Annotated in this window: 15 protein-coding genes; 9 read left to right on the forward strand and 6 right to left on the reverse strand. The window is 64.8% G+C overall.

The genetic code is table 11. From position 1 onward, the window contains the following. Positions 1 to 316: 316 nt before the first annotated feature. The 3 genes from CK627_RS16245 to CK627_RS16255 all read left to right on the forward strand — a co-directional run bounded on the left by CK627_RS16245 (position 317) and on the right by CK627_RS16255 (position 3418). Positions 317 to 493 (forward strand): DUF2256 domain-containing protein, encoded by a 177-nt coding sequence (locus tag CK627_RS16245; protein ID WP_095592868.1) that lies wholly within the window; start codon positions 317 to 319, stop codon positions 491 to 493. After that, the gene (locus CK627_RS16250) at positions 493 to 2013 is read left to right on the forward strand and encodes a cryptochrome/photolyase family protein (RefSeq protein WP_095592869.1); all 1521 of its coding nucleotides are present in this window, start codon (positions 493 to 495) and stop codon (positions 2011 to 2013) included. The genes CK627_RS16245 and CK627_RS16250 overlap by 1 nt, the downstream gene beginning before the upstream one ends. A 151-nt stretch (positions 2014 to 2164) precedes the next feature. Further along, a complete protein-coding gene (locus tag CK627_RS16255; RefSeq protein WP_095592870.1) occupies positions 2165 to 3418 on the forward strand; it encodes a D-amino acid dehydrogenase in 1254 nt (417 codons plus the stop codon). Between the two features lie 131 nt (positions 3419 to 3549). Here CK627_RS16255 and CK627_RS16260 read toward each other — a convergent pair whose 3' ends face one another. After that, the gene (locus tag CK627_RS16260) at positions 3550 to 4677 is read right to left on the reverse strand and encodes an HPP family protein (protein WP_095592871.1); all 1128 of its coding nucleotides are present in this window, start codon (positions 4675 to 4677) and stop codon (positions 3550 to 3552) included. Between the two features lie 284 nt (positions 4678 to 4961). Between CK627_RS16260 and CK627_RS16265 the strand changes: the two genes are divergently transcribed. After that, positions 4962 to 6083, forward strand: coding sequence for a glycosyltransferase family 9 protein (locus tag CK627_RS16265; protein ID WP_095592872.1), 1122 nt, complete (start codon positions 4962 to 4964; stop codon positions 6081 to 6083). Positions 6084 to 6169: 86 nt separating this feature from the next. On the opposite strand, the gene metE is transcribed toward CK627_RS16265, so the two are convergent. Next, positions 6170 to 8434, reverse strand: coding sequence for a 5-methyltetrahydropteroyltriglutamate--homocysteine S-methyltransferase (gene metE / locus CK627_RS16270; protein WP_167385368.1), 2265 nt, complete (start codon positions 8432 to 8434; stop codon positions 6170 to 6172). A 182-nt stretch (positions 8435 to 8616) separates the two neighbouring features. Here metE and CK627_RS16275 point away from each other — a divergent pair, with 182 nt between their 5' ends. Next, entirely contained in the window at positions 8617 to 9537 is a 921-nt protein-coding gene (locus CK627_RS16275) for a LysR substrate-binding domain-containing protein (protein ID WP_095592874.1), read from the forward strand. A gap of 65 nt (positions 9538 to 9602) precedes the next feature. Here the strand turns inward: CK627_RS16275 and CK627_RS16280 are convergent, their stop codons facing one another. The 3 genes from CK627_RS16280 to CK627_RS16290 form a co-directional block, all read right to left on the reverse strand. Then, on the reverse strand, positions 9603 to 10409 hold the full coding sequence (locus tag CK627_RS16280; protein WP_095592875.1) for a siderophore ferric iron reductase: 807 nt from the start codon (positions 10407 to 10409) through the stop codon (positions 9603 to 9605). 38 nt (positions 10410 to 10447) lie between these two features. Continuing rightward, on the reverse strand, positions 10448 to 12592 hold the full coding sequence (locus tag CK627_RS16285; protein WP_095592876.1) for a TonB-dependent siderophore receptor: 2145 nt from the start codon (positions 12590 to 12592) through the stop codon (positions 10448 to 10450). A gap of 254 nt (positions 12593 to 12846) precedes the next feature. Then, positions 12847 to 13746: a helix-turn-helix domain-containing protein gene (locus tag CK627_RS16290; protein WP_496349868.1), complete on the reverse strand. Its 900-nt coding sequence runs from the start codon at positions 13744 to 13746 to the stop codon at positions 12847 to 12849. Positions 13747 to 14011: 265 nt separating this feature from the next. Between CK627_RS16290 and CK627_RS16295 the strand changes: the two genes are divergently transcribed. Next, on the forward strand, positions 14012 to 14752 hold the full coding sequence (locus CK627_RS16295) for an SDR family oxidoreductase (RefSeq protein WP_010634159.1): 741 nt from the start codon (positions 14012 to 14014) through the stop codon (positions 14750 to 14752). 103 nt (positions 14753 to 14855) lie between these two features. On the opposite strand, the gene CK627_RS16300 is transcribed toward CK627_RS16295, so the two are convergent. Beyond that, positions 14856 to 15761, reverse strand: coding sequence for a LysR family transcriptional regulator (locus tag CK627_RS16300; RefSeq protein WP_005300262.1), 906 nt, complete (start codon positions 15759 to 15761; stop codon positions 14856 to 14858). 101 nt (positions 15762 to 15862) lie between these two features. On the opposite strand from CK627_RS16300, the gene CK627_RS16305 reads away from it, so the two are divergent. The 3 genes from CK627_RS16305 to CK627_RS16315 all read left to right on the forward strand — a co-directional run bounded on the left by CK627_RS16305 (position 15863) and on the right by CK627_RS16315 (position 19274). Continuing rightward, on the forward strand, positions 15863 to 16501 hold the full coding sequence (locus CK627_RS16305) for an NAD(P)-dependent oxidoreductase (protein WP_095592878.1): 639 nt from the start codon (positions 15863 to 15865) through the stop codon (positions 16499 to 16501). A 451-nt stretch (positions 16502 to 16952) separates the two neighbouring features. Continuing rightward, the gene (locus tag CK627_RS16310) at positions 16953 to 18017 is read left to right on the forward strand and encodes an isopenicillin N synthase family dioxygenase (RefSeq protein WP_095592879.1); all 1065 of its coding nucleotides are present in this window, start codon (positions 16953 to 16955) and stop codon (positions 18015 to 18017) included. 93 nt (positions 18018 to 18110) lie between these two features. Continuing rightward, a complete protein-coding gene (locus tag CK627_RS16315) occupies positions 18111 to 19274 on the forward strand; it encodes a trans-sulfuration enzyme family protein (RefSeq protein WP_095592880.1) in 1164 nt (387 codons plus the stop codon). Positions 19275 to 19291: the final 17 nt, after the last annotated feature.

A 19291-nucleotide genomic window follows, 5' to 3' on the forward strand; every position in this document is an offset into this window, starting at 1 on the left:
ACCAGTGGGCGAGCAGGCAAGCTGCCCGGGGCGTAGCTGTCACGATTGGCATCACTCCCCTCCATGTCGGTTGTAACCAGTCGGTGGCCAATAAGATCCATTGATGGATGCTGCTAGCAGGCAGCCTCGCCAAGTTAACAACTGGTTGTCATGCAAACAATCCGAGTGTCGACGGGTTGTGCGTCTGCTCACAAAGTGCCCACTTAGCGGACTCGATACCGGCGACAGTGATCCCCCCTGTGCCCCGCTTCGTTAAGCTGTTATCCCGGTGACTTGATCCTGTTCACGCCGCTCCTTGCCAACCATCGGAAGTCCCATGCATCGCAAAGCCCATCTGCCCGAGAAGATCTGCCCCGTCTGCCAGCGCCCCTTTAGCTGGCGGCGCAAGTGGGCAAATTGCTGGGAGGCTGTGCGCTACTGCAGCGAGCGCTGTCGCCGCGCTCGTCACCGCAGTCATCATCGCAGTCATCAAGATAATGGGGAACCAGCCTGATGGAGCTGCGCCTTGTGCTCGGCGATCAGCTCAACGCCGCTCACAGCTGGTTTCGCACGCCGGATCCGGCGGTCTGCAACCTGATGGCGGAGCTGCGCCAGGAGACCGACTACTGCCGCCACCACCGCCAGAAGGTGCTGGCCTTCTTTGCCGCCATGCGCGCCTTCGCGGCGGCCCTCGGCAAGGCGGGCCATCGCGTCTGTTACCTGACCCTCGATGAGAGCGCCCGCTGGCCCGACTTGCCCAGCTTGCTGGAGGCTCAGCTCGAAGCACATCAGGCCGACAGCTTTGCCTGGCAGAGCCCGGACGAGTGGCGCCTCGCAAGCCAGCTAAAAAGCTGGGCGGCAGGCCTGACCATCCCTGCCACCGAGGTGGAGAGCGAACATTTCCTCACCCCCCGCGATGGCTGGCAGCGCTACCCCCACAGCCGGATGGAATTCTTCTACCGCGCCCTGCGCAAACAATACAGGGTGCTGCTTGATGAGCGTGGCCAACCCCTTGGCGGGCGCTGGAATTTTGATGACGAGAATCGCGCCAAACTGCCGGCGAGCCAGCCCATCCCGGCGCCCCTCACCTTTGCCAACCAGGTGAGCGACATCGACGCCATGTTGACCCGCCACGGGGTCAGCACCATCGGCGAGGCGGATGCTAGCAGACTGCCCTGGCCCATCAGCCGGCGCCAGAGTCGCGAGCTGCTTGCCCATTTTCTGGCCCACTGCCTGCCGCACTTTGGCCGCTATCAGGATGCCCTGAGCGAGCGGGGCTGGAGCCTGTTTCATAGCCGCCTGTCGTTTTCCCTCAATAGCAAGATGCTCCACCCGCTTGAGGTGATCCGCGCCGCCGAAACCCACTGGCAGGCCAATCAGGCCGCCATTTCGCTCTCCCAGGTGGAGGGCTTTATCCGCCAGATCCTCGGCTGGCGCGAGTTCGTGCGCGCCCTCTACTGGGAGAAGATGCCCGACTATCGGCGTACCAATTTTCTCGGGGCCGAGCGGCCGCTACCCGGTTTCTTCTGGAGTGGAGAAACCAGGATGGCCTGCGTGCGTCACGCCATTGCCCAGTCTCTGGATCACGCCTACGCCCACCATATCCAGCGGCTGATGGTGACCGGCAACTTTGCCCTGCTGGCGGGGATCGCTCCCGACGAGGTGGATGCCTGGTATCTCGGCATCTATGTGGATGCCATCGAGTGGGTGGAGCTGCCCAACACCCGCGGCATGAGCCAGTTTGCCGATGGCGGCCTGATGGGCAGCAAGCCCTACGCCAGCAGCGGCGCCTATCTCGAGCGGATGGGCCACTACTGCAAGGGATGCCACTACCAGGTGAAGGCCCGCAGCGGCGACGGGAGTTGCCCCTTCAACAGCCTCTACTGGCATTTTTTATGGCGCAACCGGGACAAACTTGGCAGCAATCCTCGCCTCGCCCTGCCCTATGCCAACTGGGATGGCCAGGCCGCCGAACAGCAGCACGCCATCCTGGCGACGGCGGAGCAGTACCTGATCCAGCTGGAGCGGCTCTGACTGCCACATCTAATGCCAGCAAGTCCACAAATTTCAACATTGAAAACCAGTTAAATAATTGTAAATAGATATATATCCCAATTATATCTACACCAGTTGAATATCCTGTGGCGGCTGATTAATGTGAGGGCCCCAGTCAAGGAGAGACAAGATGGACATAGTGGTACTCGGTGGTGGCGTGGTCGGCGTGACCAGCGCCTGGTATCTGGCCAAGGCGGGTCACAAGGTGACCCTGCTGGAGCGGCGTGACGGGGTGGCCCTTGAAACCAGCCACGCCAATGCCGGCCAGATCTCCCCCGGTTACGCGGCCCCCTGGGCGGCCCCCGGCATTCCCCTCAAGGCCGCCAAGTGGCTGCTGCAAAAACATGCCCCCTTCACGGTGCGGCCGACCTCGGATCCCTTCCAGCTGCGCTGGATGCTGAAGATGTTTGCCAACTGCACCCCGGCAGCCTATGCGGTCAACAAGGGGCGCATGGTGCGGCTGGCCGAATACAGCCGCGACTGCATGAAGCTGCTGCGCGACGAGCTGGCGCTGGACTACGAGGGGCGCCAGCTCGGCACCCTGCAGCTGTTCCGCAGTCAGGCCCAGCTCGATGCCAGCAAACGCGACATCGAGGTGCTGGAAGAGTACGGCGTGCCCTATCAGTCCCTCGATGCCGCTGGGTGTGAAGGGGCAGAGCCGGCGCTGGCCCGGGTACGCGGCAAGATAGTGGGCGGTCTGCGCCTGCCGGGGGACGAGACCGGCGACTGCTTCCGCTTCACCAAGGCAATGGCTGCGGAAGCGCAGCGACTGGGGGTCAAATTCGTGTTCAACTGCGCTATCGACGAGATCGAGCTGGCGCAGGGACGCGCCGTGGCGGTGCGGGCCGGCGAGCAGCGCTTCAAGGCCGACGCCATCGTCTGTGCCCTCGGCAGCTATGCCACCGGCTTCCTGCGCCCGCTCGGGCTCGATCTGCCGGTCTACCCGGTCAAGGGCTACTCCCTCACCCTGCCGATGATCAACGCCGAGGCCGCGCCGCGCAGCACCGTGCTGGACGAAACCTACAAGGTGGCCATCACCCGTTTCGATGAGCGGATCCGGGTCGGCGGCATGGCGGAGCTGTCGGGCTACAACCTGGCCCTCAACCCGAAACGGCACGACACCCTGGCCATGGTGGTCGGTGATCTCTTCCCCGAGGGGGGCGACATCAGCCGCGCCGACTTCTGGACCGGGCTGCGCCCCATGACGCCGGACGGCACCCCGCTGGTGGGCCCAAGCCCCATCCCCGGGCTCTGGCTCAACACCGGCCATGGCACCCTGGGCTGGACCATGGCGGCAGGCTCGGGTCAGCTGCTGTGCGATCTCATCAGCGGCAGCGACACCGCCATCAGCGATGAAGGGCTCACCATGGCCCGCTACGGCTGAGCCTTGTCCCCCGTCTCTCTTATCCCAACGAGGGAGTGCCTGGTACTCCCTCTTGTTTTGACCTTGTTCGGTTTGTTCAGCCATGCAGTGCCTAGGCACAGACAACAAAAAGGCCCCGTGAGGGGCCTTTCTTATGGACTGACCGGCGCGCCGGTTTCGCCCTGCGCCGGATGCAGCGCCAGGTTGAACAGCGCTGCCACCATGTCCGACTGGGTCAGGATCCCCACCAGCTGCTCGCCATCCACCACCGGCATATGGTGCAGACCGCCATCGGAGAAGGCGCCCACCAGATCGTAGAGCGGCTGATCGTGGCGGGCGGTCGACACCTTGCGGGTCATCAGATCCGCGACCCGCAGCTCAGCCAACTCTGCCGCGCCTCGCGGCTGTTGCAGTAACCGGTCGATCAGCAGGTCGTGCAGAGTGATGATGCCGGTCAGCCTGCCGGCCCCGTCCACCACCGGCAGCGCCTTGACCTGATGGTGGGAGAGCCGTTGCCAGGCCGCCATGGCCGGCTGCTGCGCCTCTATCAGGATCAGATCCCGCGACATCACCTCCTGCACCCGCACCGTGCCCACCCTGGCCCGCAGGGCATGCAGCTGGGCCTCCTGCAGCAGCGCCTGCAGATCCTGGCGGCTGATGTCGAGCAGCTCGCCGTGCTTCTCCAGCGCAAAGTCGATGTCCGCCGCCTGGGTCGCCACCCGCTCGCTCGGCTGGGGATCGGCGGTCTGATGGCGGTTGGGCCGGGCCTGACCGCTGTTGGGGTAACGGCGCCCCAGCAGCCGGTTGTAGCAGAGCGCCAGCAGCAGCAACAACAGCGAATTGAGCAGCACCGGCAGCAGCACATAGCCGACCCCGAGCTGGCGGATCCCCTCGCCGCCGATGACCGCGGTCAACGCCACGGCGCCACCGGGGGGATGCAGGCTGCGGGTGAGCAACATGGCGGCGATGGCCAGCATCACGGCGAGGGCGGCGGCCTGCGCCGGATCCGCCACCAGGCTGGCACTCAGCACCCCCATCAGCGCCGAGACCCCGTTGCCCACCAGGATGGACCAGGGCTGGGCCAGCGGGCTGGCAGGCGCGGTAAACAACAGCACGGCGGAGGCCCCCATGGGGGCGATCAGCCAATGAACCTCAAGCCCCAGCCCCCAGCGGCACAAGAAGGCGGTGCCCAACAGCCCGACGAAGGCGCCAAGGGCGCCGTAACAACTCTCTTTGAGACTGGTATTGGTGGATACCGGAAAGAAATCCCTGAACTGCATGGGGCTCCTGCGAGGATAACATTCATTTCAAATGCGCGATTTTAACGACATACCGCTGGCAAATACCACCAGGAGATGCGATCTACTCCGCTCAGCCATCCCGCCCCAGGAAAACAGGAATCATACGGAAACGCCGCTGTTCCATCCGAGCACTCTGAAACTGTGACTCAGCAACAAATTCTTACAAAAAATGGCGTGCCCCCCTCATTTTTCTCTTTTCTTAACCTCGGCTTAAGAAATGTCGTGTCACCTTGAGGCCATATTCATGCACGGAGCCACTACTTATGAGCACTATCAGAGATGCCCTGCGCCGCTTCGACGGTCAGCGTCGCTGCTGGACCGCCGGGCTGGAGCGGGCCGCCCTCGCCTGGCTCGCGCGTCAAGGCCGACTGCCGGCAGCCAGCCAGCCTCCCCAGCGGATCCTGGTCATTCGCAGCACCTGCCGCATCGGCAACAACCTGTTTCTGCTGCCCTTCCTGCAAAAGGTACGCAGTGCCCACCCCCATGCCGAGATAGAGCTGGTGTGCATCGGCGGCCAGCTGCTCCCCTTCCTGGCCGATCTGCAACTGCAGCGCATTCACCCGGTCAGGTTGCAGGGCAAGCGGCTGCTGGCCTCCCTGTCGGTGCTGTGGCGACTGCGCCGTCAGCATTACGATCGGGTCTATGTGCCCTTTGCCTCCAGCACCGATCACCTCATCGCCGGCTGGGTAAAAGCCCGCGAGAAGCTGGGCTTTGACGATGCCAAGGGGGATGCCCTGTTCCCCCAGCCCCTCACTCCCAACGATCACTGCCACTACGCCCACCAGCCGCTGCAACTGCTCGGCATGCACGGTCATCTCGCCGATCAGATTGAGCTCGGCAGCTTGCTGCACAGCGCCAGCCCACGGCTGCTGGCGCTCAGGCAGGACTACCCGGAACGGCCGCTCATCGGCTTTTTCACCGGTGCCCGCAAGGGCAAGGGGCTCTCCCTGCCCCAGTGGCAACGACTGCTCGGGGATCTGCGCCGCCACTATCCCGCCGCCCTGCTGATCCAGCTCGAGGATCCCGCCGATCCCCAGCCCCAGCTCGGCGACGTGCAGGTCTCCCTCTCCAGCCTGAGCGAGCTGGCCCGCTTTGCCGGCGGCCTCTCCCTCTTCATCAGCGGTGACACCGGGCCATTGCACCTGGCCGCCGCCAGCGGCGTGCCCTGCCTCGGCCTCTTTACCCAGACCGATCCCGCCCGCTACGGCTGCCTCGGCGCCCAGCACCTCAATCTGGTGATCGGTGATCGCAATGCCATCCCCCTCGATCACCACTGGCTGGCCGAGGCACTGGCGCGGGAGCCCCAGCCGCAGCAGCTGCCGAGCGCCCCCTCGCCCGTCCCAAGCCCGGGGCTTGCCAGCGGCGCCTTTGTCGTCACCCTCTGAGGGGCTTCAACCAACAAAAAAGAGGGAAGGCTTGCGCCTTCCCTCGTTCGTTATGCCCGTACTCTCTTGTTGTTTGCTGATGCTCTTCAGGCCAGCTCGGCGCGCAGCGCCTTGGTGGCATCGACCATCACCTTGAGGGCGGCCTCGGTCTCTTCCCAGCCGCGGGTCTTGAGGCCGCAATCCGGGTTGACCCACAGCCGCTCGGCCGGGATCTGCTTGGCCGCCTTGCGCAGCAGGCCTTCAATCCAGCTCTGGCTCGGCACGTTCGGCGAGTGGATGTCATAGACGCCCGGGCCGATTTCGTTGGGGTAGTTGAAGCGCTCGAACGCTTCAAGCAGCTGCATCTGGCTGCGGCTGGTCTCGATGGTGATCACGTCCGCATCCAGCGCCGCCACCGCCTCGATGATGAGGTTGAAGTCGCTGTAACACATGTGGGTGTGGATCTGGGTGCTGTCCGCCACCGGGCTTGCGCTCAGACGGAAAGCCCGTACCGCCCAGTCGAGATAAGCCTGATGATCCTGCTTGCGCAGCGGCAGACCTTCACGGATCGCCGGCTCGTCGATCTGGATGATCTTGATGCCGGCAGCTTCGAGATCTGCCACCTCGTCACGAATGGCCAGGCCAATCTGCAGGGCGGACTGCTCGCGGCTCACGTCTTCGCGCGGGAAGGACCAGCAGAGGATGGTCACCGGGCCGGTCAGCATGCCCTTGACCGGCTTGTCGGTCAGGCTCTGGGCAAACTTCGTCCACTCAAGGGTCATGGGGGTCGGTCGGTCGATGTCACGGGTGATCACCGGCGGCTTGACGCAGCGCGAGCCATAGCTCTGTACCCAGCCGAAGCGGGTGATGGCAAAGCCGTCCAGCAGCTCACCGAAATACTCCACCATGTCGTTGCGCTCGGCTTCGCCGTGCACCAGCACGTCCAGCCCGATGGCCTCCTGGCGCAGGATGGCATCATTGATCTGGGCCTGAATGCCCGCCTCGTAGGCACTGTCGTCGATGCGACCGGCGCGCCAATCCTGGCGCAGCACCCGAATTTCCGAGGTCTGCGGGAAGGAGCCGATGGTGGTGGTCGGCAACAGCGGCAGCTTGAGATCCGAGCGCTGTGCCTCGGCCCGCACCGGGTAGGCGCTGTGGCGATCGAAATCGCTGTTGGTCAGGCTGGCGAGCCGTGACTGCACCGCCTTCTTGTGGACCCGGCTGTCGGACTCCCGATCCACGATGGGCTGGCTGTAGGCAGTGATTTTGTCCAGCTCCCCGCCATTGAGATGGTCAGCCAGCAACCCCAGCTCGTAGCATTTTTGCAGGGCGAAGGCGAACCAGCTGCGAGTCTGGGCATCCAGCTCCAATTCGAGGGTCAAGTCGACCGGGCTGTGCAGCAAGGAGCAGGAGGAGGCCACCCAGAGCCGCTCGCCAAGCTTATCCTTCAGCGATTTTAGAGTCGGTACCAGCTTGGCCAGGTTGGCACGCCAGACGTTGCGACCGTTGATGACCCCGGCCGAGATGACCCACTGGGCCGGCAGGTGCGGGACCAGGGTCTCCAGCTGCTCGGGCGCCGCCACCAGATCCAGGTGCAGGCCATCCACCTTCAGGCTGGTGATGATGTCGCGCTGATGGGCAACAGAGCCAAAATAGGTGGTGAGCAGCAGCTTGCAGGGGCCAGCCAGACGCTCGTAAGCGTTGAGATAGGCGAGACGCCACTCGTCCGGCAGGTCCAGCGCCAGCGCCGGCTCGTCGATCTGTACCCACTCCACCCCCTGGGCGGCCAGTTTCGCCAGGATCTCCTGATAGACGATGAGCAGACGGTCGAGCAGTTCGAGCCGGGAGAAGCCGCCCTCTTTCTCCTTGCCAAGCCAGAGGTAGGAGACAGGGCCCAGCAGCACCGCCTTGACCGGCAGCCCCAGCGCCTTGGCCTCTTCCACTTCGTCAAACAGCTGGCTCCAGCCCAGTTTGAAACGCTGGTCGCGGCTGAACTCAGGCACCAGGTAGTGGTAGTTGGTGTTGAACCACTTGGTCATCTCGGCGGCGGCGGCGGCCGGGCCGGTCGGCGCACGGCCACGGGCGACCCGGAACAGGGTATCGAGGTCGGTGTCGCCATGGCGGTGGCGGGCGGGGATGGCATCCACCAGCAGGCTGGTGCCGAGCACTTGATCGTACCAGGCGAAGTCACCCACCGGCAGCAGGGTCACACCGGCCTGTTGCTGGGCCTGCCAGTGACGCTCACGCAGGCTCTTGCCGGTGGCGATGAGTTCGGCCTGGCTGGTCTCGCCGCGCCAGTAGGATTCGAGGGCAAATTTCAGCTCGCGCTTGGCGCCGATACGGGGAAAGCCCAGGGTGTGTGCGCAGGTCATAGGTTCCATTCCTTATGCTCATTCATCTGATGGTGAACTGGATGATTTAGCCATCCAGATGTTTACACATCCAAAATGACAAGATAAGGTGGCGTTGGCTATTGAATCCTTTTCAACTGGCTCTCAAGAAATTCTCAAGGCGGGCAACAAGCCGCCGCCCAGGCACAACAAGGAGGGATACCATGGCGGTGTCAAGCAACCCGGGGATCGACATCAAGCACCTGAAAACGGTGAGCGCGCTGGCCGAGCAAGGCTCGCTGGCCGGTGCGGCGCTGACCCTCAACCTCACCCAGTCCGCCCTCTCCCACCAGCTAAAAGAGCTGGAGACCCGCCTCAATCTGGAGCTCTATCTGCGCAAGAGCCGCCCCCTGGTGCTGACTGCGGCCGGCAACCAGCTGCTGGGGCTGGCCCGCCAGGTGCTGCCGGCGCTGGCGCAGACCGAAAAACAGCTGCAGGCCCTGCACAGCGGCGATGCCGGTCGCCTCCACCTGGCGCTCGATTGCCACAGCTGCATCCAGTGGCTGCTGCCGCTGTTGCCCGCTTTTCGCCGCCAGTGGCCGGGGGTGGATCTGGAGGTGGAATCGGTGCCGGGCTTTGATGCCATCAGCGCCCTGCTCGGCGGCCAGCTCGACTTGCTGCTCACCTCGGACGTGCAGGCGCGCGGCGATCTCCACTTCGAGCCGCTGTTCGCCTTCGAGCTGGTGCTGGTGATGGCGCCGGACCACCCCCTCTGTGGGCAGCAGACCATCAAGCCTGAGGATCTGCGCCCCGAGGTGCTGCTGGTCTACCCGGTGGAGCGGGCGCGGATGGACGTGTTCAGCCGCTTCCTGCAGCCGGCCGGTATCGAACCCGCCCGCTGCAAGCCGGTGGACAACACCTCCGTGATGCTGCAGATGGCAGCCGCCGGCCTGGGTGTCGCCGCCCTGCCGCGCTGGGCCTGCGAGGAGTTCGTGCGGCAGGGGCTGCTCGAGGCGCGCCCGCTCGCCGAGGGGGTGCGCCGCCACATGTATGGCGCCGTGCGCGCCGCCGATCGGGATCAAGCCTGTTTGCAGAGCCTGTTCGAGCGCATTCGCAGCAAGATGGGCGACGCAAAAGCGCAGTAATCTACACGGCGAGGCGCAATAAAAAGCCGCCTTGGGGCGGCTTGTCATCACGCAGGGCTTCTTATTCAAGCACCCTCTTCACAGCTCGCCGCCCCCCGCCGCCGCGGGCAGTTGGCGCACAGCTCACCATCGCGGCGCTTGTAGTGCAGGCAGCAGCGCTGGCGCACATAACCGACCAAGCCGGCCGCTAGCGGCCAGGGCGCCGGCTGCCAGCCCGCCAGATGCTCGGCCGGCAGGCCGCAGGCGGCAAGCCAGTGCGGCGCATGGGCCGCCACCTCGGCGGGGCTTATCTCGTCAAAGAACGCGGGCACCCGCACCAGCGCCGCCAGCAGATCGTCCGCCAAGAGCGGCCGCACGAAACCGGGCCGCAGTCGCTGCACCTGCCCGAGCTGTGCGAACAGCGCCTGCCAATGGGCCTGCAGCCGCTCGCCCGCCGCCTTGATCAACACCTCCTGCTTCCCCTTGATCATGGGTTCGGCCGGCAGGGTAAAGCCCGATACCAGCCCATCCTGATAACCCTGGCCCAGCCTCTCCAGCGCCGGCACGGCCCGCAGCCGATAGACGGCCACCATGGCCAGATAGATGGATTGCCAGCAGAGCATGCCCCAGCTGCGGGTGAGCCAGTAGGCGGGGCCTGCCTCCGGATGGGCCAGCCGCCAATACTCGTGCAGTGCGGCCGCCACCTCGGCAGGCGTGGCCTGTTCGGTCGTCGTCAACAGCGCCGCAGCCTCGCCGGCAGCCACCAGCCGCCCCTTGAGGGACGGGATAAGCCCGGCAGCGGCGGCGAACAGGGCGCCGTGATCCGCCAGCGACTGCAGATCCGGCTCGCGCCGCGCATCCCGGCTGCGGACACGACGGCCGGCGCCGCTCATGGGGTGAGAGAGTCCCGGGCGCGGCCCGGGACGCAGGGTCAGAATACGTATTTGAGTCGCGCCTCCACGCTGCGCTCTGCCCCGAACCAGCAGTTGTTCTGGTCGTAGCAGGAGTAGTAGGTCTTGTTGAACAGGTTGCTGGCGCTGAGTGACACCTCCCCCCCTTGCAGGCGCTGGCTGAGTTGGGCCAGATCGTAGGAGGCGGCCATGTCCATCAGCAGGTAATCCGGCACCGTATCGGTGTTGGCGGCATCCAGCTGGGCCTCCCCCACGTAGCGCAGACCGGCTCCCAGGCGCGCTCCTGCCAGCGGGCCGGCCGGCAGGTAGTTGCTCCACAGCGAAGCCATTTGCTTGGGTACCCAGACCGGGGTCTTGCCCTGCAGGCTGGTGGTGTCGCGGGTGATCTCCATCTCCTGACGGGTATAGCTCAGCGCCAGATCCCAGCGGCTGGTGAGATCGAGTCGCCCCTCCAGCTCGACCCCCTTGGAGACCATCTCGCCGGTCTGCAGCTTGGGTCCGTAAACGTTGTCCGGATCCGTCACCAGGGCATTTTGCTTGGTGATGTGGAACGCCGAGAGAGTGGCTGTCTTGCTCATGTCCTCGGAGAGGAACTTGAGCCCCCCTTCCCACTGCCGGCCGGTGGCCGGTTTGAACGCCTGGCCCTGCTTGTCTGCCCCCGCCACCGGTTCGAAACTCTCGGCATAGCTCACATAGGGCGAGAGGCCGTGATCCAGCTCGTAGAGGGCACCGAGGCGCAGCGAGAGGTTGTCCTGATCAATCTGGGCCAGGGTGTTGCTCGCCGCCCCCTGATAGAGGGTCCGGCTGTCGGTGTCCATCCGGTAGCGGTCGTAGCGGGCGCCGCCGATGACCACCAGCCGATCGAGGCGCACCTGATCCTGCAGGTAGAGACCGCTCTGGTACTGGCGGATGGTGCGGTTGTCCTGATAGTTGAAGGCCAGATCTGCCGGCACTATCTGCTGGTGATTCGGGTTGAAGATGTCGATGGCGGGAGCGGAATAGTCGAGGGTATCCCGGTAGAGAATACGTGCATCCAGATACTGGTAATCGACCCCCAGCAGCAGGTTGTGCTGGGCCTTGCCGGTCTGCACCTTGCCCGCCAGCTGGTTGTCGATGACAAAGCCGCGGGACTCTTCATCGGTCAGGTAGGCGTTGCGGGCCAGGGTGCGGTTATCGGCCGCCAGTGCCGCGTTGTAGGTGTTCTGCTGGTTGGCCGAGGCATCCATGTAGCGGGCGTTTTGCAGCAGCTGCCAGTTGGCGTTGAAGTCGTGGCTCAGCTTGTAGCCGAGCAGGGTCACCTCCCGGCTGTAGTGATTCCAGTTTTCATCGCCAAGGAAGGTATCGCTACCCAGCTGGCCAAGCGGGTTGGATTTGACCGAGCCGCTGGCCGGCACAGTAGTGTAGATACCGGCTTGCGGGTCTTTCTGGTAATAGAGGTTGAGGTTCAGCAGGGTGCGGTCACTCAACTGCCAGTCGAGAGAGGGCGCCAGCACGTAGCGCTCCTCCTCTGAGGTCACCGCCTGGCCCTCTTTCTGACGGGCCAGCCCCACCAGCCGATAGGCAAACTGATCGTTGAGGGCGCCGGTGCTGTCGAGGGTCAGCTCCTTGAGGGTGCCCGTCCCGCTCGCCACGCTGACGCTGTGCCTGCTCTCCCGCTGGGGACGCTTGGCGATGAGGTTGACCATGCCGCCGGGGGGCATGCTGCCGTAGAGCACGGAGGTGGGCCCCTTGAACACTTCCAGCTGCTCGATGGCCACCGGATCGATCTGGGGCTGCAGGTTCCAGTCGTTGTACTGCAGCAGCAGGCCGTCGTAGAAGTTCTGGTAGTTGTCAAAGCCGCGGATGTTGAACAGATCCAGCCGGTTGACCGCCCCGCCCCGCAGCTCGGTGTTGACGCCGGGCACGTAGCGCAGCGCCTCGCTCACCGAGCTGACGCCGCGCTGTTCCAGGGTGTCCCCCTCCACCACCGAGATGGCCTGGGGCGTCTCCAGGGGGTCGAGCCGGGTCTTGGTCGCGGTGTTGCGATAGGTCTCGCCGAGCACGGTCAGGGTCTCGTCGGCCCGGGTCTGTGTCGGGCGCTCGGCAGCGGCTGCCTGCACAGGGCCAGCCAACAGGGCGGAGATAGTCGCGGCGACCAGGGTCAAAGGGGGGTGAGTGGCGTACATCTGATCCTCTAATGCAATGAGTTAATAGTAACAAATCTCATTTGCATTTTATTGGGTCATTTTGCCCTTGAATTAACAATTTGGGGCATGTTGGTGCTGAAGAGAGAGAAAATGCGGCCAGTTTGGCCCCATCCGGCAACCTCAACTGACAGCAGACACGCAGGCGATGTCGAATGGATAGCAAAGCTTGCCGCAACAAAAGGGGAAAGAGGGATAGCCGCGCCCGGCATCCGCCAGGCAAGGGAATAGCCGCCTCAGAGAGGGGCGACGGGCAGCCAGTACTCCATGCGGGCATCCGGCTGGTTGCCGTCAAAATCGGGGGCGTAACGCTCCAGCTCGAAGCCGTCCACCCCGCGATAGCCGGACCTCGGCAGCCAGTGCAGGATAAACCAGTTGAGGGTCTGCCCCAGCTGGCTGACGGGGCCCACGTGACTCAGCACCGCGTAGGTCTGGGCCGGCACTGGGAGGCCCGCCAGACCGTCTGGCAGGCTGGCCCCCTCCTCCATCACGCTGCCCGCCCAGTAGGGGAGCAACTCGCCGGCGCCAGAAACATCTACCACCCCCACCCGCTCCTGCCGGGGTGGCAAACCGCCCGCCGTGCGCAGGGCATGCCAGATGGCGGGCACCGTCTGCTGAAAGTCGGGGACTGCGGCAAACAGCCCGCGGATCTGCCCCGTCACCCCTTGCAGGACAAAGCCCGGCTGGCTCTCGATCCGCACCTGTACCAGCCTGGCAGGCATGGGCTGCGGCAAAGTCGCCCGCACCAGGGGGGTATGCAGCCCCAGCCGCAGGCCCCGCTTTCGATAGGCCAGCGGCGAGCAACCGAACTGCTGCTTGAAGGCGCGGCTGAAGCTCACCTCGGAGCCAAAACCGTAACAGAGCGCCAGATCCAGCACCCGCTGGCGACCAGACAACAGCGCCTCTGCCGCCTGGCTCAGCTTGAGTTCGCGCACATAGTGGGCCACCGTCAGCCCCGTCTCATGGAGGAACACCCGCTGCAACTGCCAGCGCGACCAGCAGCTCTGCTCCGCCAGCTCGGCCAGCGCCAGCGGCTGATCCAGGTTGGCGTGGATATAGTCGAGCACCCGCTCGATGCGGGTCAGCTGGCTGTGCGGCCGGGGCTCGGCCTCTGGGGCGGAAGAGAAGCTGGTCATGGCGAGATCGGATCTGGGCTGTCGGCAAGGCGCTGCGCGCAAGGGCCCCATTAAACATGGCCGCCACCTTGGCGGCAAGGGCTGGGCGATATGGTCACGTCCGCCCTCTTGCCAGGTGGCTCGAGTGCTGGTCCGTCAAGCCAGCTTGGCAGGCTGTCACAAAAGTGACGCGTTTGCCTGTCAGATTGTTTGAAAACAAATATATCAATTACCCCAAAAAGCCCATAAAGTCCTCGTTCGAATCTTTTATGCAGGGAGAGCCTAGATGAAGAAAGTTGCCTTGATCACCGGAGCCCGTGGCGGCATCGGATCCGCCATCACCACCGCCTTGCTGGCCCAGGGGTATCGCATCATCGCCACCCACTCCAGCGCCAACGGCGCGGCGGCGCACGACTGGTATGCAGAGCAGGGTTTTAGGCCGGATCAGGTGCGGCTGCTGGCGCTGGACGTGGCCGACACCGCCATGTGCCGCGAGGCCCTGGGCCGCTTGCTGCAGGATGAAGGGCGGGTGGACGTGCTGGTCAACAATGCCGGCATCACCCGGGACGGGGCCTTCAAGCGGATGACCCCGGAGCAGTGGTTCGAGGTGATCCACACCAACCTGTGCAGCCTCTACAACGTGACCCAGCCGCTGTTCGACGCCATGTGCGAGCAGCGTGATGCCCGCATCATCAACATCTCCTCGGTCAATGGCCAGAAGGGGCAGTTCGGCCAGGTCAACTACTCGGCCGCCAAGGCGGGCATGCTGGGCTTCACCAAGGCGCTGGCGGCAGAAGGAGCCCGCTTCGGGGTGACGGTCAACGCCATCGCCCCCGGCTACACCGCCACCCCCATGGTGGAGGCGATCCGCACCGACATCCTCGACAGCATCAAGGCCGACATCCCCATGCGCCGGCTGGCCAAGCCGGAAGAGATCGCCGCCGCCGTAGTGTTTCTTGCCAGCGAGGCGGGTGCCTATATCACCGGCGAGACCCTGGCCATCAACGGCGGTCTCTACATGAAGTGAGGCCGGGCCTGTTTTCACCGGCCTTGCATCGACAGAGGGCAGCCCGCGGGCTGCCCTCTTTGTTTGCTCCGGCCAACCGGAACGGCCTTCTTCCTTGCCCGGACTACGGACGTGTCGCCGCGGCCCCCACCGGTTCGGCGAAGTGGCTGCGCAGGGCTGCGATCACCCGGCGCACCTTCTCCGGGATCTCCCGCTGCGGGGTGATGGCGTGGATCTCCATGGGTGGCACCCGAAAGCCCGGCAGCAGTTCCAGCAGGCGGCCCGAGGCGAGATCTTCGGCGATCTCCCCCTCCGGCTGCAGCGACACCCCCTGCCCCGCCAGGGTGAACTGGCGCAGCGGCAACACGTTGTTGCACACCACCCGCGGCTTGGGTTTGACCCTGTGCCCCTGCCCCTTCTCGTCGAAGAAGGTCAGGCCGCCGCTCAGCATATCGGCGGCCAGCCAGTCGTGATCCAGCAGCGCCTCCGGGCTGCGCGGGGTGCCCTTGCGCGCCAGATAGGCGGGCGAGGCGCACAGCAGCATTCGGGTCTGGCCCAGCTTGCGCGCCACCAGGGTGGAGTCCGAGAGCGTGCCGACCCGCAGCGCCACGTCGATGCGCTCGGCGATCAGATCCCGCTTCTCGTCGTCGGCAATGATCTGGATGCACAGCCCGGGGTGTGCCTGCAGCAACGGCGAGAGCGCCCGCGCCAGCGGCTGGCCGGCCATCCCTACCGGGGCGGTGATCCGCACCTCCCCCAGCAGGCTGTCGCGCACCTCCGAGAGGCGCAGCTCGGTCTGGTTGAGGGTCTGCTGCAAAGACTGGCACCCCTGCCACACCACCTCCCCCGCCTCGGTCAGGTTGAGGCGGCGGGTGGAGCGGTGCAGCAGGGTGAGGCCGAGCAGGCTCTCCAGCTGGCTGATATGCTGACTGACGGCAGAGGGTGTCATGCCGAGTGCCTTGGCGGCGCCGGTCATGCTGCCCGCCTCGACCACGGCGGCGAAGATGGCGTAACGCTTGAGCTGTTCCATTATTAAATCCAGCTTATAAGTGAATGCAATTTACAACGGATTATTAAATCACATTCGGAGGCGTAGGATAGCCCCATTCCAACAGTGAAGGAGAATCTCCCATGAAAATTGCCCTGATCGGTGCCAGCGGTTTTGTCGGTACAGCCATCCTCAACGAAGCCGTCAGCCGCGGCCATCACGTCACCGCCATCGTGCGTGACGTGAGCAAGGTCGCCGCCCACCCGCAGGTCACCGCCGTGGCGGTGGATGCCCAGGACAGCCAGGCGCTGGCCAAGGTGCTCAAGGGGCACGATCGGGTGATCAGCGCCTACAACCCGGGCTGGACCACCCCGGACATCTACGACCAGTACCTCAAGGGGGCCAGCGCCATCGTGGCCGCCGCCGTCGCGGCCAACAGCTGGCTGCTGGTGGTCGGCGGGGCCGGCAGTCTGGAAATTGCCCCGGGCGTGCAACTGGTGGATACCCCGGAGTTCCCGGCCGAGTGGAAACAGGGGGCCCTTGCCGCCCGCGACGGCCTCACCGCCCTGCGCCGTGAAACCGCCCTCGACTGGCGTTTCGTCTCCCCCCCCGTGTTCCTGGAACCCGGCGAGAAGCGTGGCGGCTACCGGCTCGGTGCCGATCAGGTGCTGTTCAGCGGTGAACAACCGGCCGGGATCACGGTCAGCGATCTGGCCGATGGCGTGCTCAACGAAGCGGAAAAACCGGCCCACCTGCGCCAGCGCTTCACCCTGGGTTACTGAGCCTGACCTCGGCACCACACAGGGCTGCGCGCCCGTCACACAAAGGGAGGCATCAGCCTCCCTTTTTGCATCTCTGTATTTGGGAATCTCTGTGCTGGCAGCGATGCTCGCCTCTCTATTTGCCCAACTTGCCCAACTCGCACTCACATTGCGCTCAAGCCGGTACATGCCGAGTCAGGCCAACATGGGTGCCAAGCGCGCCGGTATATTGCCATTATCGCCGCTCAATCCGCAGCCACCCGGATGGGTGGCGAATTCTATTTCGATTTTTGTATATAACTAAGAATAATTTGTTGTTTCCGTCTTATAACTCCGAACAGTAGCATCTCCCTCAATCCAAATGGCGCCATCCCTGGCAACAGGGCGTTGGCCGGTTTATCGGTCAGGGCGTCGTCGTTTTCATGTCAGGTGTGCGGGTAGCCTCCCGCCCCTGGTCAGTGAGGAGGTGCACATGGAACATTCACCACTGCCGATCATCGATCTCGCCGCCCTCGATGGCGCCCCCGAGACCCGTCGCCAGATGTTGGCCACCCTTGGCCGGGCGGCCCGTGAGGTGGGCTTTTTCTATCTGATCGGCCATGGCCTGAGCGAGGAGGAACAGCAGGAAACCCTGGCGCTGGCGGCCCGCTTCTTCGCCCTGCCGCAGCAGGAGAAGCTGGCGGTGCAGATGGTGCACTCCCCCCACTTTCGTGGCCACAACCAGGTGGGGGCCGAACTCACCCGGGCGCGGCCGGATCTGCGCGAGCAGTTCGATATCATGAATGAAGAGGTCGCCCTCGATGCCGCCAGCCTGCAGCACCCCTGGCAGCGGCTTATCGGCCCTAACCAGTGGCCCGCGGCCCTGCCCGAGATGAAATCTCACCTGCTGGCGTGGCAGGAGAGGTTGAGCGCCATCAGCCTCACCCTGCTGGCCGCCTTCGCCGAGGTGCTGGAGCAACCAGCCGAGGTGTTTGACGAGAGCATTCGCGGCGCCCCCTATCAGCACATGAAGCTCATTCACTACCCGGGGCAAGCCGCAGGGGGCAGCGGTCAGGGGGTGGGTGCCCACAAGGATCCCGGCTACCTGACCCTGGTGATGCAGGATCATCACTCCGGGCTCGAGGTGGAAACAGCGAATGGCTGGATCTCGGCGCCGCCCCTGCCGGGCGCCCTGGTGGTCAACATCGGCGAGCTGCTGGAGCTCGCCTCCAACGGCTACCTCAAGGCCACCCTGCACCGGGTGGCAAGCCCGCCGCCCGGCGTCTCGCGCCTCTCCTGCGCCTTCTTCATGGCGGCGCGGCTGGATGCCACCGTGCCGCTACTCAGCCTCTCCCCCGCGCTGGCCGCGCTGGCGCTGGGGCCCGAGAGCGACCCGACCAACCCGCTCTTTTATCAGGTGGGGGAGAACGTACTCAAAGGGAGGCTGCGCTCCCACCCGGATGTGGCGGCCCGCCACTATGGCGTCGGCCCAGCCAATCCGCAGATGACAAACGGGCAAACTACAAAGCGCGAACGGCGCGAGCCACAACTCGCCTGACGCTGCCATACCTAATAGACGGGGGGCACCGCGGCGCCCCCTTCAAACGACACAAGCAGTTGGGCCACAGCCTGGCAATGACGGAGCAATACAATGAAATTCAAGACCATGAGCGTGCACAGCGGCCAGCGGATCGATCCCCAGACCGGCGCCCTCACCACCCCGCTCTACCAGAGCAGCACCTTCAGCTACTTCAACGCCCAGGCGGGCAAGGAGCGCTTCGCAGGTCAGGCCCCCGGCTTTATATACAGCCGTTTTGGCAACCCCACCACCGCCGAGCTGGAGCAGAAGCTGGCAGCGTTGGAAGGGGCCGACGAGGCGCTGGTGGTGGCGAGCGGCATGGCGGCGGTGAGCGCCATCATGTATGCCCTGGCCGACAGCGGCGATGAAGTGGCCTATATCGGCCCCCTCTACGGCGGTACCGATGCCTTCCTCAAGCAGACCTTCAGCCGCGCCGGCATCAAGGTCACCGCCTACGAGAGCGATCAGGATCTGCTGGCCAGCATCCGCCCCGCCACCAAGGTGGTACTGTTCGAAACCCTGACCAACCCCACCCTCAAGGTGGTGGATCCACGGCTGGTGGTGGAGGCGGCCCGCAAGGTGGGCGCCATCACGGTGTGTGACAACACCTTCCTCACTCCCTATCTGCTGCGCCCGCTCGAGCTTGGCATCGACATCGTCATGCACAGCGGCACCAAATACCTGGGCGGCCACGGCGACATCATCGCCGGGGTGGTGGCGGGCTCTCACGCGCTGATGAAGTCGATCCGCACCGTGGCCCTCAAGCACATCGGCTCCCCCATAGGCCCGCAGGAGGCCTACCTGCTGCAGCGCGGGGTCAAGACCCTGCCCCTGCGCATGGATGCCCACCTGCACAACGCCCAGCAGGTGGCCGACTTCCTGGCCACCCACCCGGCGGTGAAGAAGGTGATCTACCCGGGGCTTGCCAACCATCCGGGCCACGATGCCCTCGGCGCCTTCGCCAGCGGCTTTGGCGGCATGGTGAGCATCGAACTGGAAGGCGGGTTTGAGCGCTGCGCCACCCTGCTCGACAACCTGCAGCTGTTCGTGCAGGCGGTGAGCCTGGGGGATCTTGAGAGCCTGGCCTGCCATCCGGCCAGCACCACCCACGCTGCCATGGACGAGGCGAGCCGCCTCGCCGCCGGGGTCAATGACGACCTCATCCGCTTCAGCATCGGGGTGGAAGATGCCGACGATCTGATCGCCGATCTGGCCGCCGCCCTGGCCCTTATCTGACCGTTTGCCTCTTTTGA

This window comes from Aeromonas dhakensis, from assembly GCF_002285935.1.
Lineage (GTDB): Bacteria > Pseudomonadota > Gammaproteobacteria > Enterobacterales > Aeromonadaceae > Aeromonas > Aeromonas dhakensis.